The organism is Acinetobacter sp. ANC5681 (assembly GCF_023488045.1).
GTDB lineage: Bacteria > Pseudomonadota > Gammaproteobacteria > Pseudomonadales > Moraxellaceae > Acinetobacter.
The window spans coordinates 18170-33830 of sequence record NZ_JAMFKZ010000024.1 but is presented as its reverse complement, the minus strand read 5'-3'; the positions used below and the strand labels follow the sequence as shown (position 1 = coordinate 33830).

The 15661-nt window shown below is 45.6% G+C and carries 18 protein-coding genes and 3 pseudogenes; 7 read left to right on the top strand and 14 right to left on the bottom strand.

From position 1 onward, the window contains the following. Window positions 1-171 (top strand): annotated as a pseudogene (locus M5121_RS12630) (IS30 family transposase); the annotation flags it as partial. Window positions 172-447: 276 nt separating this feature from the next. After that, entirely contained in the window at window positions 448-1089 is a 642-nt protein-coding gene (locus M5121_RS12625) for a hypothetical protein (RefSeq protein WP_005265722.1), read from the top strand. 66 nt (window positions 1090-1155) lie between these two features. Here the strand turns inward: M5121_RS12625 and M5121_RS12620 are convergent. Together M5121_RS12620 and M5121_RS12615 are read right to left on the bottom strand one after the other, a co-directional pair. Next, window positions 1156-2300: pseudogene (locus tag M5121_RS12620) on the bottom strand (IS3-like element ISAba14 family transposase). Between the two features lie 283 nt (window positions 2301-2583). Then, window positions 2584-2805 carry a helix-turn-helix domain-containing protein gene (locus M5121_RS12615; protein ID WP_004658364.1) on the bottom strand — a complete coding sequence of 74 codons (222 nt, stop codon included), beginning with the start codon at window positions 2803-2805 and terminating at the stop codon, window positions 2584-2586. Between the two features lie 194 nt (window positions 2806-2999). Between M5121_RS12615 and M5121_RS12610 the strand changes: the two genes are divergently transcribed. Further along, complete coding sequence (locus M5121_RS12610; protein ID WP_004658363.1) at window positions 3000-3251, top strand: hypothetical protein; 252 nt, start codon at window positions 3000-3002, stop codon at window positions 3249-3251. A gap of 252 nt (window positions 3252-3503) precedes the next feature. Here M5121_RS12610 and M5121_RS12605 read toward each other — a convergent pair whose 3' ends face one another. Together M5121_RS12605 and M5121_RS12600 are read right to left on the bottom strand one after the other, a co-directional pair. Next, window positions 3504-3725, bottom strand: a complete 222-nt coding sequence (locus M5121_RS12605) for a hypothetical protein (RefSeq protein ID WP_005403786.1) — start codon at window positions 3723-3725, stop codon at window positions 3504-3506. Between the two features lie 33 nt (window positions 3726-3758). Then, window positions 3759-4958 (bottom strand): tyrosine-type recombinase/integrase, encoded by a 1200-nt coding sequence (locus tag M5121_RS12600; protein ID WP_032073122.1) that lies wholly within the window; start codon window positions 4956-4958, stop codon window positions 3759-3761. A 297-nt stretch (window positions 4959-5255) separates the two neighbouring features. Between M5121_RS12600 and M5121_RS16010 the strand changes: the two are divergent. Beyond that, window positions 5256-5357 (top strand): annotated as a pseudogene (locus M5121_RS16010) (transposase); the annotation flags it as partial. A 76-nt stretch (window positions 5358-5433) separates the two neighbouring features. Here the strand turns inward: M5121_RS16010 and M5121_RS12595 are convergent. The 10 genes from M5121_RS12595 to mblB all read right to left on the bottom strand — a co-directional run bounded on the left by M5121_RS12595 (window position 5434) and on the right by mblB (window position 13506). Then, complete coding sequence (locus M5121_RS12595; protein WP_143225732.1) at window positions 5434-5694, bottom strand: hypothetical protein; 261 nt, start codon at window positions 5692-5694, stop codon at window positions 5434-5436. 9 nt (window positions 5695-5703) lie between these two features. Further along, window positions 5704-5955, bottom strand: coding sequence for a hypothetical protein (locus M5121_RS12590; RefSeq protein ID WP_016165481.1), 252 nt, complete (start codon window positions 5953-5955; stop codon window positions 5704-5706). 7 nt (window positions 5956-5962) lie between these two features. Then, complete coding sequence (locus M5121_RS12585) at window positions 5963-6208, bottom strand: hypothetical protein (protein ID WP_016165482.1); 246 nt, start codon at window positions 6206-6208, stop codon at window positions 5963-5965. A gap of 318 nt (window positions 6209-6526) precedes the next feature. Further along, entirely contained in the window at window positions 6527-6688 is a 162-nt protein-coding gene (locus M5121_RS12580; RefSeq protein WP_155757786.1) for a hypothetical protein, read from the bottom strand. A gap of 146 nt (window positions 6689-6834) precedes the next feature. Beyond that, complete coding sequence (locus M5121_RS12575) at window positions 6835-7368, bottom strand: ImmA/IrrE family metallo-endopeptidase (RefSeq protein WP_016165485.1); 534 nt, start codon at window positions 7366-7368, stop codon at window positions 6835-6837. Between the two features lie 3 nt (window positions 7369-7371). Beyond that, entirely contained in the window at window positions 7372-7722 is a 351-nt protein-coding gene (locus M5121_RS12570) for a helix-turn-helix domain-containing protein (protein WP_016165486.1), read from the bottom strand. Window positions 7723-7986: 264 nt separating this feature from the next. Further along, window positions 7987-8367: a DUF6685 family protein gene (locus M5121_RS12565; protein ID WP_026441230.1), complete on the bottom strand. Its 381-nt coding sequence runs from the start codon at window positions 8365-8367 to the stop codon at window positions 7987-7989. 577 nt (window positions 8368-8944) lie between these two features. Continuing rightward, a complete protein-coding gene (locus M5121_RS12560; protein ID WP_016165489.1) occupies window positions 8945-10015 on the bottom strand; it encodes a ComEC/Rec2 family competence protein in 1071 nt (356 codons plus the stop codon). Window positions 10016-10060: 45 nt separating this feature from the next. Then, a complete protein-coding gene (gene cap2-3, locus M5121_RS12555) occupies window positions 10061-12316 on the bottom strand; it encodes an anti-phage 6A-MBL system cap2_3 protein (RefSeq protein WP_016165490.1) in 2256 nt (751 codons plus the stop codon). Beyond that, window positions 12313-13506, bottom strand: coding sequence for an anti-phage 6A-MBL system MBL-fold protein (gene mblB / locus M5121_RS12550; RefSeq protein ID WP_016165491.1), 1194 nt, complete (start codon window positions 13504-13506; stop codon window positions 12313-12315). Before mblB ends, cap2-3 begins: the two co-directional genes overlap by 4 nt. Before the next feature lie 89 nt (window positions 13507-13595). Between mblB and M5121_RS12545 the strand changes: the two genes are divergently transcribed. From M5121_RS12545 to M5121_RS12535, 3 genes are all read left to right on the top strand, one after another. Continuing rightward, window positions 13596-14498, top strand: a complete 903-nt coding sequence (locus tag M5121_RS12545; RefSeq protein ID WP_016165492.1) for a BrxR family helix-turn-helix transcriptional regulator — start codon at window positions 13596-13598, stop codon at window positions 14496-14498. Between the two features lie 6 nt (window positions 14499-14504). Next, the gene (locus M5121_RS12540; RefSeq protein WP_016165493.1) at window positions 14505-15293 is read left to right on the top strand and encodes a hypothetical protein; all 789 of its coding nucleotides are present in this window, start codon (window positions 14505-14507) and stop codon (window positions 15291-15293) included. Window positions 15294-15376: 83 nt separating this feature from the next. Continuing rightward, window positions 15377-15571 (top strand): hypothetical protein, encoded by a 195-nt coding sequence (locus M5121_RS12535; RefSeq protein ID WP_228130595.1) that lies wholly within the window; start codon window positions 15377-15379, stop codon window positions 15569-15571. Window positions 15572-15661 lie beyond the last annotated feature (90 nt).

Sequence of the window (15661 nt, the reverse complement as noted above, 5' to 3'; positions counted from 1 at the left end):
TTACCTAAAGGGATTGATTTAAATCAGGCAGATCAGCATTATTTAAATCAAGTTGCCATGTCACTGAATACTCGTCCTAGAAAGGCGTTAGATTGGCTTACACCATTAGAGAAATTTGCTCAGCTTGTTGATTATCATATGGCTTTTGAAACTGTCGCACCTCATGTTTGAATTCGCCTTTCTACTAAAGCATCATCAATACCTTGGGCCATATTTAAACTACCACAGAGATAATACAAAACACGAAGAAACCAGCCACATTCACATCAAATAAAATCAATAACTTAAAATAAAAATTCCAAATACACCCTATTTCCCACCCGCTTTGAGCCTCTCAAATTCATCAAAAACCGCCCACATTTATAACCACTTTCTTGATCTTTTTATAAAAATTAAAAGTTTTTTGTACTTCTTGATCTAAGTTAAAAAAATCAGGAGGGCGAATAAATGAAGCCTACAAAAGCAAATTCTCAGCTAGCCAATAAAAGACCGTTTTATACAAAGGAGGTCATGATCCGTCCTTACCCGCCTCTGTTCAAAATTTACCAAAGCTACGCTCAGATTTTAAATGCCTCGCAACTGCCAACACACTTTCAACATGACGTGAGCCTAATATCTGCTACTGCACCTGCTCCAGCTGAGTTATTCGCAACAGATAACTTTCTTCTTGTTTATATAGCACAACAACAAAATATTCGAATCAAAGCTCGAAGCATTGTAGAAGCTGATGTAGACCTCATTCAGGTTCAATATCAACTCAGCAACACACTCTTTAAGTTGATGACTGAGCTCAAGATCAATCCACAGGCTCTTAATCCCGATAAGCTACTTCATAACTTAAATCAGTCTCTATCGAAACAAGCAATTTACGATGTGAATCAAAAGCTTTATGACAAACCCAGATGCAGTCTTTCTCGAGACCTACTCGCTAAGTTAATCGATTGCAGTCGTAATCAGCTACTTTATCGCCAGAAGCAAATCAACGGCACTCACGACCTACGAATTCAAGCACTCAAAAATAAATGTAAAGCACTCACGAGCGTACAACCATGCGCATCACAATTTTGGAGTTTAGACCATGAAAATTGAAAAACAGAGGTGGTCCCACTTGTTTGAACAACTAAAAGCGTATTTATAAGTGATATTCCACTCTAGTTAAGCCACCTTGTTTTGTTGGGGTAGCTGATCATAGTAAAACTCATTTGGTGTCATTTTGTCTAGACTCGAATGAGGTCGTTTCAGATTATAAAACTCAAAATATGCACTCAATTGCTTTTTCGCATCTGTGACACTGCTATAAGCTTTGAGATACACCTCTTCATATTTAACGCTCCGCCATAATCGTTCAACCATCACATTATCTACCCATCGACCTTTACCATCCATACTGATTTGAATGCCATTTGATTTCAATACATCAATAAATGCATCACTGGTGAACTGGCTGCCTTGGTCTGTATTCAATATTTCAGGTCGACCATATTTTTCAATCGCTTCATTTAAAGCCGAAATACAAAAATCCACCTCCATACTAATCGATACCCTATGCGCAAGTACCTTGCGGCTATGCCAATCAATCACAGCACATAAATAAACAAAGCCTTTTGCCATAGGGATATACGTTATATCCGTAGACCACACTTGATTACTGCGCTGAATAGCCAACCCTTAGAGCAGATATGGATATTTACGGTGAGCTTGATTCGCCTGGCTTAAATTTGGTTTGCAATATAACGCCTGAATACCCATTTTCTTCATTAAAGTACGTGTATGACGTCGTCCTATATGATGCCCTTGACGATTCAACAAATCACGCATCATACGGCTGCCTGCAAAAGGATATTGCATATGTAATTCATCAATACACCGCATCAGTTTCAGATCTGATGAGCTAACAGGTTTTGGGCGATAATAATAACAACCACGGGAGACTTTCAGCAGCTTAGCTTGCTTAGATACTGAAATCTGAAGTGAGTCGTCGATTAACTTTTGTGGTTGAAGCGGCCCAGTTTCTTCAACACACCTTCTAAAAAATCAATTTCTAATGCCTGCTCACCGATTTTTGCATGTAACTTTTTAAGATCAATGGGGGGTTCTGATGGAGCTTTTGATTGATCGAAAGCTTGCGAGGAAGCTGAGATTAATTGATTTTTCCAGTCAATAATTTGGTTTTGATGAACATCAAACTCAGAACTCAATTCAGCAAGTGTTTTTTCTGCTTTAATCGCAGCAAGTGCTACCTTAGCTTTAAAATCATTTGAATGATTTCTTCTTGGTCTACGTGCCATAAAATACTCCATATATTGATGTTTATAACATCATTTGAGGAGCAGAATATCACTTATAGCAGTTGTTCAAATTTCCGGATCCATCTCTGTTAATTTCTTATCCGCGATTCAGATTAATTAAGGTATAAGAAAAATACCTCTATCATTCGATTGATTCCTTTATATAAATAATAAAGTAAATATATGTTTTCGATGAAGCTTTATAAAATTCAGTATTAGACCTGTAGGGAAAACTTATCAAACTAAGTATTGGCTAGTCTTTTTCTTCGAAAAACTTATCAAACGAAGTATTAAGTTAATCTTTTTCTTCAACTTCTTCCTTAAACTCAAACAAATCATTCATCGTACAGTTAAAGTACTTACACAACTTATCGGCGACTGGTAATTCAATACGTACAGCACGGTCATAATACATACTTGTGAGCGTGTTGCGATTGATACCTGTTGCATGCACCACTTCACTTAATTTTAAAATTTTTCTATCGCCCATGAGGCTAGATAACTTACAAGTAATCATATTTAAATTAATTTACAAAAAATAACTTGCTGTGGGTTATTTGAAGTTGTTGACTGAGTAATACTTTGCTAAAATTAACCTACAGCAGGTTATTACAACTTATAGAAAGTATATTTTATCCATTTCAACTAAATTATAACTTTTTAAATATAAGGATTGAACCTGCATTAGATTATTTTGTGGAGATGACCGCCGTGTTACCAAATGAGTTATTGATCAGCCAGCAAGCTCGTGACTTAGGAAATCAATTAATTAAAGAAATGAACATCAATAGAAGTTATGGAATGGCTAATTTTCTTGGAGTAAATACTTGCTATGATAATCATCAGGCTGTACTTATTTGGACATTTCAACTGCTTGAAAGGGAACCTGCCTTAAATGAATTAGCAGAAATTAAAAAATATTTTCTTTTAATCTTTCCAGATAGTGTTTATCAATTAGCCTAAGTTGTTTTTAAAATTAATTTATTAAATAAAAAGCACTAAATCAAAGAAAGCTTTATTTAAAAATACCTATTAATTCAAAAACATACCATTTACTGAATATATGAAGCATAAGTTCCTGCTCTATCACTCACTCGTACTAAAATTACATCGCTCTTTTTACTGATACTAAACAATTTATGTCCACGCCACGTTCTGCGGCTTCGAGGGCTAGTTTTTGTTGAACCACTGAGAACAAGGACAACAAACTGCCTACTATATTTTCCCGGAGAGTGGTGTAGGAACTTTTTCATTATTGCTAATCATATCAGCGACAACATCAGCAACGAGCTCCTCTATTCCTGAGAATGCTTTAGACTGATCCGCATCAAGCCAAGACAATGATGGAAACTCAGCACACAACCCAACATACTCATTATCTTCTGCTGACCATGTAACACGGCAAGTATATTGTTTACTATCCATTTGAAACCCCATAATGTTTTAAGTCTATGTATAAAAGTACGATTTTCACTTACTAGTACTTAAATAATCACCCCACCACTGCATCATTTCAGTCCGCTGGGCTAAATAGTCAGCGTGATTATAGCTGGCACGGGTACGGTTTTTATCAATATGTGAAAGTTGTGCCTCAATCCAATTATCTTGGAACAAACCTGAGTCATTCAAAATGGTACTAAAAGTAGAACGTAATCCATGAGAAGATAGTTGATGTTTGCCATACCCCATCTTACGTATGGCCATATTTAGAGTATTAAAATGAATCGGTTGATTGTGTTTGCGAGGGCTAGCAAAAAGGTATTTTTCACCGTATGACCACTGCATGACGTCTTTCAAAATCTCTAAAGCCTGATTTGAAAGTGGAACTAAAAAATCTGGAATCTCATGGCCTAATATGACTTTTCGTCGAAACTGTTTAATATGCAAGGCAGGTATTTTCCATATTTTTTCATTTAAATCAAAATGATGAGGCTCAGACAATAACAATTCAGCCCCTCGCACTCCAGTATATAATTTAAACATCAGTGCTTTTTTAATAATCGGATGGGCATCCAATTTTTGTAATTTATACTTAAAATCAGATATATCCTCCGCTTTCAAATACGGATAATTTTTCTTGATTTTACTGTTAATGGCGATTTTATTTAAACCATGAGCGATGTTGAATTCACAATAACCCATCGCTACAGCGTAGTCATAAATTTGGTTCAAATAACTACAAGCTTTCTTGACAGGTTCTTTTACTTGGCGTCCCTCTATTTTTTTGATTACTGAAACCAGGTCATAACGCTTGATGTTTTGAAAAGGTAAATCCTGAAGGTCTGGATAAATATCTTGCTGTAAGCATCTTTCTGCTAACTGTAGTACACCACAGCGGGGTAGATCGTTGAAGGCATTTTTCAGTTTGAACTGTAACCACTCCTCCCCGACCTTACCAAAGGTGATGACATTAGAGGCAGTATCATGTTCAAAACAGAAATCATTGTCTTTAAAGTCATCTCTGACTTGTCGTGCCTTTTTCAGCGATAAATCAGGATAAAGACCTAACTGAATGCGTCGACGTTTTTTAGTTTGTGGATCTGTATAGCGATAGCACCAAGATTTTCTTCCACTTGGCTCAATCTTCAGGCTAAGCCCATCTTCATCGGATAAAAAACAGGTTTTTTCCTTGCAATGAGCTTGGCGAACTTTAATTTCAGTAAGACTCATGGAATTTAAATGAAACCTAATAAGTGGTTGATTGGATCAATTATATCAAAATAGAAAGCTTTATATATGATGCGTATGTTACGCATCATATATATTTGTAATATATTGTTTTATATGTTTATTATTGAAAATATTTTAGTTTTAGTAACCATCATGAGTACCACCTCTAATTTAATTTCCCAACAACTTACTTATCTGTGATCAATGTTAAATAAGTCTTATACTGATCCTAGCCCAGCCCATATGGACAATGCTTACTTCTAAAGATAACGTAACGTTAACTTTATAGATGTAAAAATGGCTAAAGGCTTTAGTCCAGAATTTAAAAAGCAAGCAATTGATTATGCACTTTCAACCTCACACAAGTCTGTAGCTGCAATCGCCCTGAAATTAGGTGTCTAGGATCATAGGAAGGGTTTGAACAATTAAAAAAAGCACCCAACGGCGCTTTTTTCTTTCAGATTTTTGCATGAATTTAATCATTAAATCCTAAGTATTTTGGCAATTCATTTTTGAAAAACCAACGTGAGCGACTAGCACCCACATCACGATACTTAATATTATGAATAGATTTGCAATGGATACACTCAAATTGCTTCCATTCCGTACCGCCACTTAGATCGTCAACCCAATCTTCTTTTACTATTGTATTCCAGCCTAACGGCATACTATCTATAGATAAAACAGTACATTTTTCACAATTATTGTTCATACAATCTTCTATAAGTAATTTCAAAAAAAAATTCTAAAATTGTGAAACGACATCAATGAAAATAAACTCTCTAGAATGTTTAGTTGGCATTCCTACGAATGTAAATTCAACATTCCTTTCTACATCATTTCTTCGTGTTTCCGCATGAACAGAAGAAACATGACTGACATCAAAGAATCGTACCATGTTGTTTAGGCCAATGATCTCATCATCCTCATTGGCAATTAAAACCTCTAATTCAGGATCAAACTTTTCTAATTTTTCAATTAAATCTTTAACTTTCATTCCTAACCTACTTATATATAACAGTATATTCTTTTTTATCCAATGGATGGACTATAGTCTTTTTCCCCCACTCAAATCTTTGAGGAGTCGGAAAATCTATAAACCTTATAAGATCATAAGTCCAATAATCTTTGCTTTTTTCAATTGCTTGCTCTGGCGTATATTTCGAAAAAAAATGGATTTCGATTATATTTCCTTCAAGATCTCTAGCATGCAATAAACATGAATAATTAGGTATGAATCCTTCAAACATGTTAATACTCAACCTATAAATTATTTAAAAAAAATTGCAGAATATAGCTTGCGAGAAAAAGGTATTTTCACAGATTTTTTTTGTTGAGAAATACATAACAAGAAAGAAAATAGCACCTGCAATCATCAGGAATATGCCTGTAAATTTCCAATTTACGACATCCTGATTCCCACAACGGCCACAGTAATAATAATAACCTTTGATACGCCCACCACATTCAGGGCAATTTTTGTGATTGATTAAGTAATTAGACATATTTAATACTCCATTGTTAATTTTAGAAAGCACACAAGCACGAATGCCTGTGCACCAGATCACTTAAGTTGCACATGGAACTAAAAAAGCCCATGCCTCATAACCATACTCATGCGCATCTAACACCTTGCCAGAATTGCCTCGTACTTTACGGAATCTACAAAAGATCCATTTCATGCCTTTCGGCGGTTCTTGAGTACCTAATTTCTTAAGCACATAGCTCACCTCCTCTCCCAAGGAGATTTGAAAAGCTGACTTAAATGATCTACAATGAAGTTCTCACGCTTTATAGTAGTCATCTGAGTAAGCCGAATAGCCCTTGGGTGTACTATCCGAAACTGATATGAAAGATAGCTTTCATATCAGTTTTTTCATTTTAAAGAACTAAATTTATTTCTAGCCGCTTTATAACCAACTTTGAATTTTTCTTGAATGTCTTCAATAGACAAATTAATACATGCTTGTGTTGGCATCAGTAACTCTGCCGCAAACGTATCAGCTTGCCATTCAGAATCTTCATAATGTTTATGCCTGACTGCACCACGTGCTAAGGCAAAACCCTCATGAAGAATTAAGTGCCCTATTTCATGTGCTACAGTAAATCGCGCACGGCAATGTTTTGGATCAGATACATCGCATAAAGCATCATAAGTATCTGCACGAAGAATAATAGTCATAGCATCTGGATTAGTTAAAGCCTCAACATCAGGCATATCCTCAATTTCCCAGACTTCTAAAATGACACCTAATTCATGCAATCGATGTTCTAAGCCTCGACTTAAATCTATTGACTGATTTAGTGACAGTTTAAAAATCTTGTCACGAATAATGAGTGCTTTTTGTTTTATGCTTTGTTTACTTAAAGGCGCGACTTTAACACCTCTAGGCATACATCCAGATGTCATATATCAATTCTCCTCAAGAATTTTTCTAAGTTGCGCCATATTCAAAGTATCGTCTTGAATTCGTCTAGCAAACATCAAAGCAATTTCTGCTTCTTCTGGGCTATTTGTTCGAACAGTAACATTATCAACACTTTGACTAGCAGCATGTGTAAGCAAATTTTCCTCTGCTTTACTTAAACCTAATGCGTTTGTAATTTTTGTAATTAATTCAGCACTTATTGGCTTTTTTCCTGTTTCCACAGCTGATAAGAAAGCTGAACTAACGCCAATTGAAGTCGCTAGTTCATTAAGATTGGTATCATAATCAATCCTAAGTTTCCTAATCGCTTTTCCAAAATCTGTTAGTTTAGACATTTTCGTAACCCTATTGCGTTACTCATTCATTATTGAAAGAGTAAATACTTTTTACAGTATTAACCAATCTTATATTAACTTTATCTTTTATTCAACATATAGGATTAAATATTCAACCTAAAGGTTAATTTTTTAATATTACTACTAAGAATAGATACTGTGCCATGAAATCCAACTATCTGTGATTCATAGACATCCTTGTCAGCAGATTGGAGATGAAAATTGCTTTGTCCATGGAGTCGTCGATTCAGTCAAGAACTGCTGTTACGCAGCCAGTGCCTCCCTTAAATCATTGCCTAAATCGTGGTGCCCCTGACTCAATAGTTCTGCCATCACGCACTCGGCGATTTGCGAACCCCGAGGGAACGCCAAAAGCGAACCTTCGCCCAGTACAGGTGGGAACTCCATGTTCGAACCAGAACCTACCAAGCTCTTCACAGTCCATAGCATCTGTCCATCCAAATACCTGGGGAGCAATACCAGATGAAATCCATCGAGCAGCCATTGCACAGTCAAATGGTTGAGCTGGTAGAGATAGAGTTTCGAGGCGTGGTGAATGCTCGCGCCAATGCGCGTGGCGACATGCACGGCGCCCGCAAGATGGTGAGATCCGCCACTGTTATCAAGGAAAAACGGCCATCCCAAGCTCGCACGCTAAACGTGTCGGAGCCACGTCCGTGCATTAGCCGGATTTCGCCATGTGAACAAAGCTCTTTTAAGCTCGCATCATCCAGTCAGAGCGAGGGCTTTCCTTTTCTGGCATATCGATTCTGCTCATCAATATAGTAGGCACCAAAGACATCCACATTTTCGTGCGGCATGCCTGCTGACTTACTTGAGGAGATGCCCTCTATATCGCTTGCGTCGCATTCAAAGTGAGGCGCCATCGTCACTTGCACTAGCGATCCATGTGGACTTTGGAAAATCCTCCTTAGCGCCCCAGGCTGAGACCGGAAAGCGACTCCGCAAAGTAAAGTTGCCACGGTCGAGTTTATCCAGGATGCTCCATCGACGGCGTGAGTCATCAAAAATCTTCGATTTTGGGGTGTTGAGGCGCACGCCTTTTCCTGCCGCCTCCCTAAGCTCCAATAGTTCACACCAAGCTTCACACCGCTTCCGAACCAGTTCCGGCGGTCGATTCCAATATCTTCGCCACCACGGCCATGTGTGGAGTTCGAGCACTGAAGTTGGTAACTCAGAGAGCGACATCGCATTCATAGACTCAACTCTCTTGTTCTTCGGGGTACTCCGCTTGAGGAATTGATACCCAACCATCGCGGGTAATGCCCGCCCCGATGCGGAGATTCTTGCTTTCGGTTGCCGCCCAGTGCCCACCCCGGTGTAATACAGCGCGAATTACGGACTTCCGCGGGTGATCCTCATCGGCTTTGGCAGAACTGCAAATGGCATTCCAGGTATGCTGGATCGGCATACTGTCCAACCGTGAACCAACCAGTTGGTCCAGAATTTCAGTCGAGACATTGTGCCGCCCGCCATGGTGGGGCACCTGAAAATACCGAATGCCTGGCAACGCGAGTCCGGCAAATGGCGCGTAGTCAATAACCTCTTGCAGCGCCTCACGCCCGGCATCGCCAGTAAGCATGACACGATGACCGTTCAGGACAGCCGACTGGACCACACTCATTTCATTTTCACGACTGGTAGGCTCAGGCGGAAAATACTCCTCGCCCCACAGGGATTTGATGTAGGCGGTCGCGGCCTTCATTGCCCGGAATATGCCGCTCAACGCGCTGTCCAAAGCACTTTCTTCAACAGCCTCCGGTGTCTTCGTGGAGTCCACAATCAGGTCGAAATAGCGCCCCAGGGTTGGTGCCATCACAGTGAAGGGGCCGATGCTCTGCCCCTGAAGGGGGGCATGGATTGGAATTCCCTTTTCTACCGCCAGATCCTCAAGAATTGCCGTGGCATCGTAGATGGAGCGCAACTTCCGTCTCAGCGCCTCAACCGATTCATAGGTCTCGAATCGATCAATCAACTGATCTGCATAGATCCACGGCCTGTTGATCCAAAGATTTCTGACCGTGCACTGCTCTAGAACTTTTCGCAAACCATTTGCGTGATCGCGATCAGGGTGCGTGAGAATCACATGGTCGATGACTGTTGTTCCGTAGTAGGTCTTCAGGTGCTCGACAATCTGATCTCCCGTATCCAGATATCCTCCGTCAACGACGTGCACGCCCTCAGTGCCATTCACAGAATAGCGAAGCGTGATCGCATCTCCGCTTTTTGCTGTTTCGACGCCAAGAAAATCGATCTCGAAGTAGTCAGCCATACATCCCTCTTGTTTTATGCCAATAAAGTGCTGGTGGCTTTACCCCTACCAGCGATCCACCGCACATGTGGGTCCTGTCGGAGTCCATACCAACGACACGGCGGGAAGACCACCAGCATCCTCGGCGATGTTGCGCAATGTGTTTCGGTCTATGCCCGAGTGTGGGCCGCCTTTCGGGTGGCTGTGCCAAGTTCCGATGAAGGTGAGATACCCTAAAGAGGCTCCATTTGCCGCACGCAAATTCTGAACAAGTCCATCCGTTCCGAGGACGAAGCAGGCGGCCTCTCGAATGCTGTCAGGCGGCGCGTCCACGATGCCCGCAATGGTGATGGTTCGATTTTCAAACGAGATGCGGCCGACCAAGGCTCCGCCTGTTTCCAGAGCGCCCCAGTGCAGCGCATCGGCATGGATCGCTTGCACGACTGGGTGCAGAATCCGAATGTTCCAGCCACCATCATCAGCTACGTCGAGCACAGTGGTCGGGCCAAGACTGGCGCGGGTCCATGCCATGCCGAGGCCTTCGGCATCCGAGATCCCGGTGCAAAGCATCGCCTCCTTCGGAAGCCCGCCAACGAGCCAGCGTTCCAGTTGCAGACCGGCCAGTGACGAAGAACGCGAAACAACGGCATCAGACATTGGCATCGTCAGTGAACGGCAGTTGTCGCCCACAAAAATGCGCGTCGGCTCCGACGTATCCCCAGCAATCGATGCCCGCAGTTCCGGCACAAACCGACAGCACTCGAACAAGAATGCCGTGAGGTCGTCAACCCGACCGGCGCGACTAGGTCCTTCAAGCAAAACCGCGACACAGCGGCCCTGACCATACATCGCGATCCGTACCAGGCGGGCAGGAGACTGGTTCAGTACTGCTGATTGTGTTTCTGCGGCCAGCACCTGAAGTGAGGCCGTCGCATCCACGATGAGAGCCGCATCCTGCGGAATGACTGTGGCGAACTGTGCCGGATCGACCAGAAGGGTCACGGCGTCGGTGTCGAACGCGCGCGATTGAAGATGCGACAGCTCCTCAAAGGCCGTCTTCATCCGCGCCGACTTCCGAGGTGGGACCAGTACCGATGTCCGCTCAATGAGTGCATGCCGTGCCGCGTTATGAGGTGACATGGACTCGTTGTCGACGAAAGTCATTGAGCCGAAACCTGCTCGCCCCAGTTGCATCGCGATTTTCGATCCCACACTTCCGCAGCCGAGTATGACTAGCGGCTGCGATGTGGCTGCTGGTGGAATGCCGGATGTCCTTGCTAGCAACTCAGGAGACAACGCATGCGCGTGAAAGGCTGGGTGAACCGTGGCGTTTCGCTCCAGGAGCGCTTTAGCGTTGAGTTCATAGCGCACCGCGTAGGGCAATACCTCGACACTTCTCCCTGGTGAACCCACAAGCGACGCTGGCCGTTGTACCGTCAGAATTACAATCGCGTACAAGCCATGCACCCAGCCGCGCGAGTCCTGCTGCATATCCAGGATCGAGCGTCCGTAATAACCATCCAAGCCTTGGGCCAACGCGTCGCGATCAATGCCAAGTTCCGCTGCTAGATCAAGCAGCGTCGCGAGATCGACAACCGTCTCCGGTTGGTAGCGTCCGACCATGTGCGGGTGGCCGTCGGTCATTGGAGCCCGCGCAATGAAGGCCGCAGTATGGCCATTTCCCCACTTGCCCAATTTGTCGTTGTGAACATCATGGACGAACACTGCATCGATTTGTGCGGTCAGTTCGGCATTGAGGATGGCGTATAGCCCGCCATCAATCGTCACGTAGCCTGCGGGAACTACCAGAATCGTGCCGTCAGCAGGTGCGGAGGCCGCAACCTTTTCGGCACTGAATACAATGGTCGAAGGACAACTGTCTCGGCGCGTCGGCTCCCACCCCTGTTCCAAGTCCAGCAATGTTCCGGCCGCAGCCTTGTGCAGCCAATCGACCAACTGATCGACAATGGCGTCTAGACCAAACCGATGCAGCAGTTCGTCCAAGGACCCCTCGAACAGGCAAGGCGAGACCAGCTCACCTTCGCGATGGGGGTTGATGTGCGGCAAATTGAGCGGAAAGTCCGCACGCAAGAAAGGCTTGGGCGCGGACAGGGGCCAATCACTGCCGAATACCAGCACGCATGTCTCGACAGCGCGCACTCCGGTTTCGGAGACGCCGTTACGCCGTGACCTGTTTGGCAGTTGGACGGCAACATCGACTTCTATTTGCGTCGATGCACCGCTTGCCTTGGGCTCGCCAACGCGAATCAGGCCCCGATGCCGCTGAAGTTGATGTAGTGCGTCAGCGATGGCGCCCGTCATGATGCCCCGTGCGGCATCGGAGTGCGCGCGGAGGTGATCACGGCAGCGGCCTTCGATCCGGACTCCTTCTTCGAGGGCGGCTGCACTCCCTGAGCGGTGACGGTGAAAACGAGGGGCTCCAAGGATTTCTCGCTCGGGTACTCGCCCGTGCAATAGAACTCGCCCTTTGCTTCGTCTACGATCGCCACGTACTCACGCTTTGCGCGGATGCAGGGTGGATCACTGTCGTCGTCTGCAATCGGCTTGCAACTGGCGACGATGACGGCGCCGTCACGGGTCTGCGAAAGCGCCTTGCGGGCATCGGCATCGAGTTTGGCCTTCTCGCCGTAGTCGGACCAACTGTCATAGGACAGCGAATGCCAAGAACAGTGATGCGGTGCCTGCATGATGTCGTACTCAAGTACATCGGCTTCGGTCTCGTGGCGCTGCCACTGGCGGTTCCAGATGAACACCTCAGCATCGCCACCAGTAAGGAACTTTGCGCCATCCGGCGTCTGAGCATCAGCGGCTAACGTGATGTTCAGGATCACGCTGGACTGGTTCTTGACCAGGCACTCTTCCTCTTCTTCGTCGTCCTGGGCATCCAGGGGGGCCAAAAGAAACGCAGAGAAGAATGCGGAACTCTTGCCGTTGATCGTCGAGAAGCGCGTGTCCACCTTCCGCACAATCGAGGTGAGATCATCGGTTTTTCCATCGATGTCCTCGCCCATGATCTGGATGCGGTCGCCGTTTCCGACGGCGAAGTTCTTGTCGCGGTTCAGTTGTATCCGCCGACGCGCCTCCGTGTTGAATACCTTGGCGTCGTCGCTCAAAGTGTGCGTCTTGCTTGCGCGTCGAAACACGATGGGAGACGACCACATCTCCCGGATCACGATTTTCTTGTCCTTGTCGTCCTTCTTGTCATCCGGGTACTTGTCCAGCGGTCCCAGGTAGAAATGCCGCGTCAGCCCACGGCAATGATCCTGGTCCGGGTGGCTCAACAAAAAGGCATCGACATATGGCCTGCCGTTCTCGTCTTTTTTCAGTCGTTCGCGCAGATCCTTGGCGACATCGCGCACGTCCTTCCCAGGATCATCGGCATCTTGTCTGATGTTTACGTCGATCAGCAGGGTCGTCGCGTCAAGATCGCCGAACTTGATGAGTGTCATGTCCCCGTTGTCGACGGGGAAAAAGGTGATGGTTGTGGGCATTGAGGTCTCCGGGTAGACGACCGAAGGATGATCGCGTATAGTTAATGTACGACTATTTTTTATATCCGTCTACTTATTAGGCGCAAATAATGCAAGAGCCTCCTGTAACTGCCGCCGATCCCGCTGAGCCCAAAGGGCTAAGCTGGGGGTTAGAGAGCAGACTTCAATTCATCGATTTCCGTTTGCGCTGGGAGCGGCGCATCAATCGAATGGATCTCACCGAGCACTTCGGCATATCGATTCCCCAGGCCTCACTGGACATTGCCAAGTACACGGAGTTAGCGCCGAACAACCTGATTTATGACCGCAGTTCCAAGACTTACACGGCAGCACCGAGTTTTCACCCGCTTTACCAGCGAAGTTCGGTGCAACACTATCTAGCGGAGCTGCTGGCCACCAAGATGGGCGTCATCGAACCAGCGTCCAGCTTTATTGGCTCAGCGCCTGAGGCAGATTGGGCACCGTCCCCTTGGCGCACCATCAATGAACAAACCGTCGAAGCAGTGGTCCGGGCAATTCGGCAGCAGGAAGCCATTTGGGTGAGCTACCAGTCCATGACGTCCTTGGACGAATCGGTTCGTCTGCTGTCGCCGCACGCTCTGGGCAACGACGGTTTTCGCTGGCACATGCGCGCGTTTTGCCATAAGCGCCAGCGCTTCAGCGATTTCGTCCTCGCCCGAATCCTGCGCATCGATGGCTTCGAGGCGAGCCAAGTGGACGCCAGCCAGGATTCGCATTGGCAAACTGTATTGACGCTGGTGCTTGCACCGCATCCCGATTTACCCGCTGCCAAGAAACGAGTCCTGGAGTTGGACTATGGAATGGAGGGTGGACAGGTCAAACTTCCATGCCGCCAAGCGTTTCTGTACTACACACTGAGGCGTTTGGGCTTGCATACCAAGGAAGCACCCGACCCCCTCGCGCAGCAGATCACTTTGAAAAACCGCGATGAAATTCAACCCTATATTGATGCCTTGTCGGCCCAAAGCTAAGCACCTATGACGAATATTTTTGAACTGGTCAAAGACCCCTACGAGCGCAAGGCGCGCGTAATTCCAGGACTTCTTGTAGCTTTGCCGCTGCTCGTTCCCTTGTTGTGTGTCTACGGCGCAAAGCACCCGGTACTTACAGGCGTGATTGGACTGCTGGGTGGCTGCGGTGCCATTTATGCACTCGCAAGCGTAGCCCGTGGGCGGGGAAAAAAGTTGGAAGAATCCCTAGTGAAAAAATGGGGCGGAATGCCAACAACCATAGCCCTGCGCCATCGCGACAAATTTCTGGATAGCGTCAGCAAGCAGCGATATCACACCGCGATTACAGCTAAGCTGGGTATTGCCATGCCGAACGCAGAGGAGGAATCAGCAGATCAGGACAAGGCGGACGATACCTACATTGGGGCAACCAAGCGACTTCGTGAACTCACCCGTTCCAACAAGCAGCTCCTACTCAAAGAGAATATTGCATACGGATTCCATCGCAATATGTTAGCGATGAAACCTGTTGGCATTTTGTCGTGCCTCTTGGGTATCCTTTATGGATTGCTGATTGCAAAAATCTTGCAGGTTGCGCCTCCACATTTTGACCCTGTGCATTTTGCTGATCCGGGGCTGGCTGCTGGCCTAACGCTGCTCATTTCGCTGGCGTTACTGGCCGCTTGGCTACTGTATTTCGATCAGAGCGCAGTCAGGCGGATGGGGTTCGTCTATGCAGAACGCCTATTCGAGTGCTTGCCGTCTTTGCCTTCTTCGGCTCCGCGGAAAAGAGCACCAAAACCGACGACGGACTGAGAACTGTCCAACAAGCAAACAGGCGCCTGGCTCCGTTGTAGTGTTTGCCCGCAAGGTGACTCCGGCAATACGCGGTGCCGGGTATGGGTTTTCAGGTCGGCAATCCAGCGATGCGCCACCCACACGTCTTCTTCGGGGTGGTTGTTGTCCACGCAGTTGCAGTATTTGTAGCTAACGTGCGCATCAGTGTGCGACAGCAGGATGCGCGCCATCGTCATGTGGAAGCGATGGGCTTGGAGATCGGCTGGGCCTTTGGGGCGCGGCAAGGTCAGCCCTAAGCAGCGCTGGTCATTGAATTCACTCCAGTCGGGGCCAACGACTTGTCCCGCGCGTTCCAGCATCTTGCGCGACTGTTAGTTCTTTCCATT

Excerpts from the sequence above, each read along its gene's own strand:
- M5121_RS12605 (WP_005403786.1), bottom strand. The coding sequence starts at position 3,725 with ATGGGGTTTCAAATGGATAGTAAACAATATACTTGCCGTGTTACATGG.
- M5121_RS12540 (WP_016165493.1), top strand. The coding sequence starts at position 14,505 with ATGACGAATATTTTTGAACTGGTCAAAGACCCCTACGAGCGCAAGGCG.
- M5121_RS12590 (WP_016165481.1), bottom strand. The coding sequence starts at position 5,955 with ATGAAAGTTAAAGATTTAATTGAAAAATTAGAAAAGTTTGATCCTGAA.
- M5121_RS12615 (WP_004658364.1), bottom strand. The coding sequence starts at position 2,805 with ATGATTACTTGTAAGTTATCTAGCCTCATGGGCGATAGAAAAATTTTA.
- cap2-3 (WP_016165490.1), bottom strand. The coding sequence starts at position 12,316 with ATGACGGGCGCCATCGCTGACGCACTACATCAACTTCAGCGGCATCGG.
- M5121_RS12600 (WP_032073122.1), bottom strand. The coding sequence starts at position 4,958 with ATGAGTCTTACTGAAATTAAAGTTCGCCAAGCTCATTGCAAGGAAAAA.
- M5121_RS12545 (WP_016165492.1), top strand. The coding sequence starts at position 13,596 with ATGCAAGAGCCTCCTGTAACTGCCGCCGATCCCGCTGAGCCCAAAGGG.
- M5121_RS12575 (WP_016165485.1), bottom strand. The coding sequence starts at position 7,368 with ATGACATCTGGATGTATGCCTAGAGGTGTTAAAGTCGCGCCTTTAAGT.
- M5121_RS12570 (WP_016165486.1), bottom strand. The coding sequence starts at position 7,722 with ATGTCTAAACTAACAGATTTTGGAAAAGCGATTAGGAAACTTAGGATT.
- M5121_RS12560 (WP_016165489.1), bottom strand. The coding sequence starts at position 10,015 with ATGGCTGACTACTTCGAGATCGATTTTCTTGGCGTCGAAACAGCAAAA.
- M5121_RS12535 (WP_228130595.1), top strand. The coding sequence starts at position 15,377 with ATGGGTTTTCAGGTCGGCAATCCAGCGATGCGCCACCCACACGTCTTC.
- mblB (WP_016165491.1), bottom strand. The coding sequence starts at position 13,506 with ATGCCCACAACCATCACCTTTTTCCCCGTCGACAACGGGGACATGACA.
- M5121_RS12625 (WP_005265722.1), top strand. The coding sequence starts at position 448 with ATGAAGCCTACAAAAGCAAATTCTCAGCTAGCCAATAAAAGACCGTTT.
- M5121_RS12585 (WP_016165482.1), bottom strand. The coding sequence starts at position 6,208 with ATGTTTGAAGGATTCATACCTAATTATTCATGTTTATTGCATGCTAGA.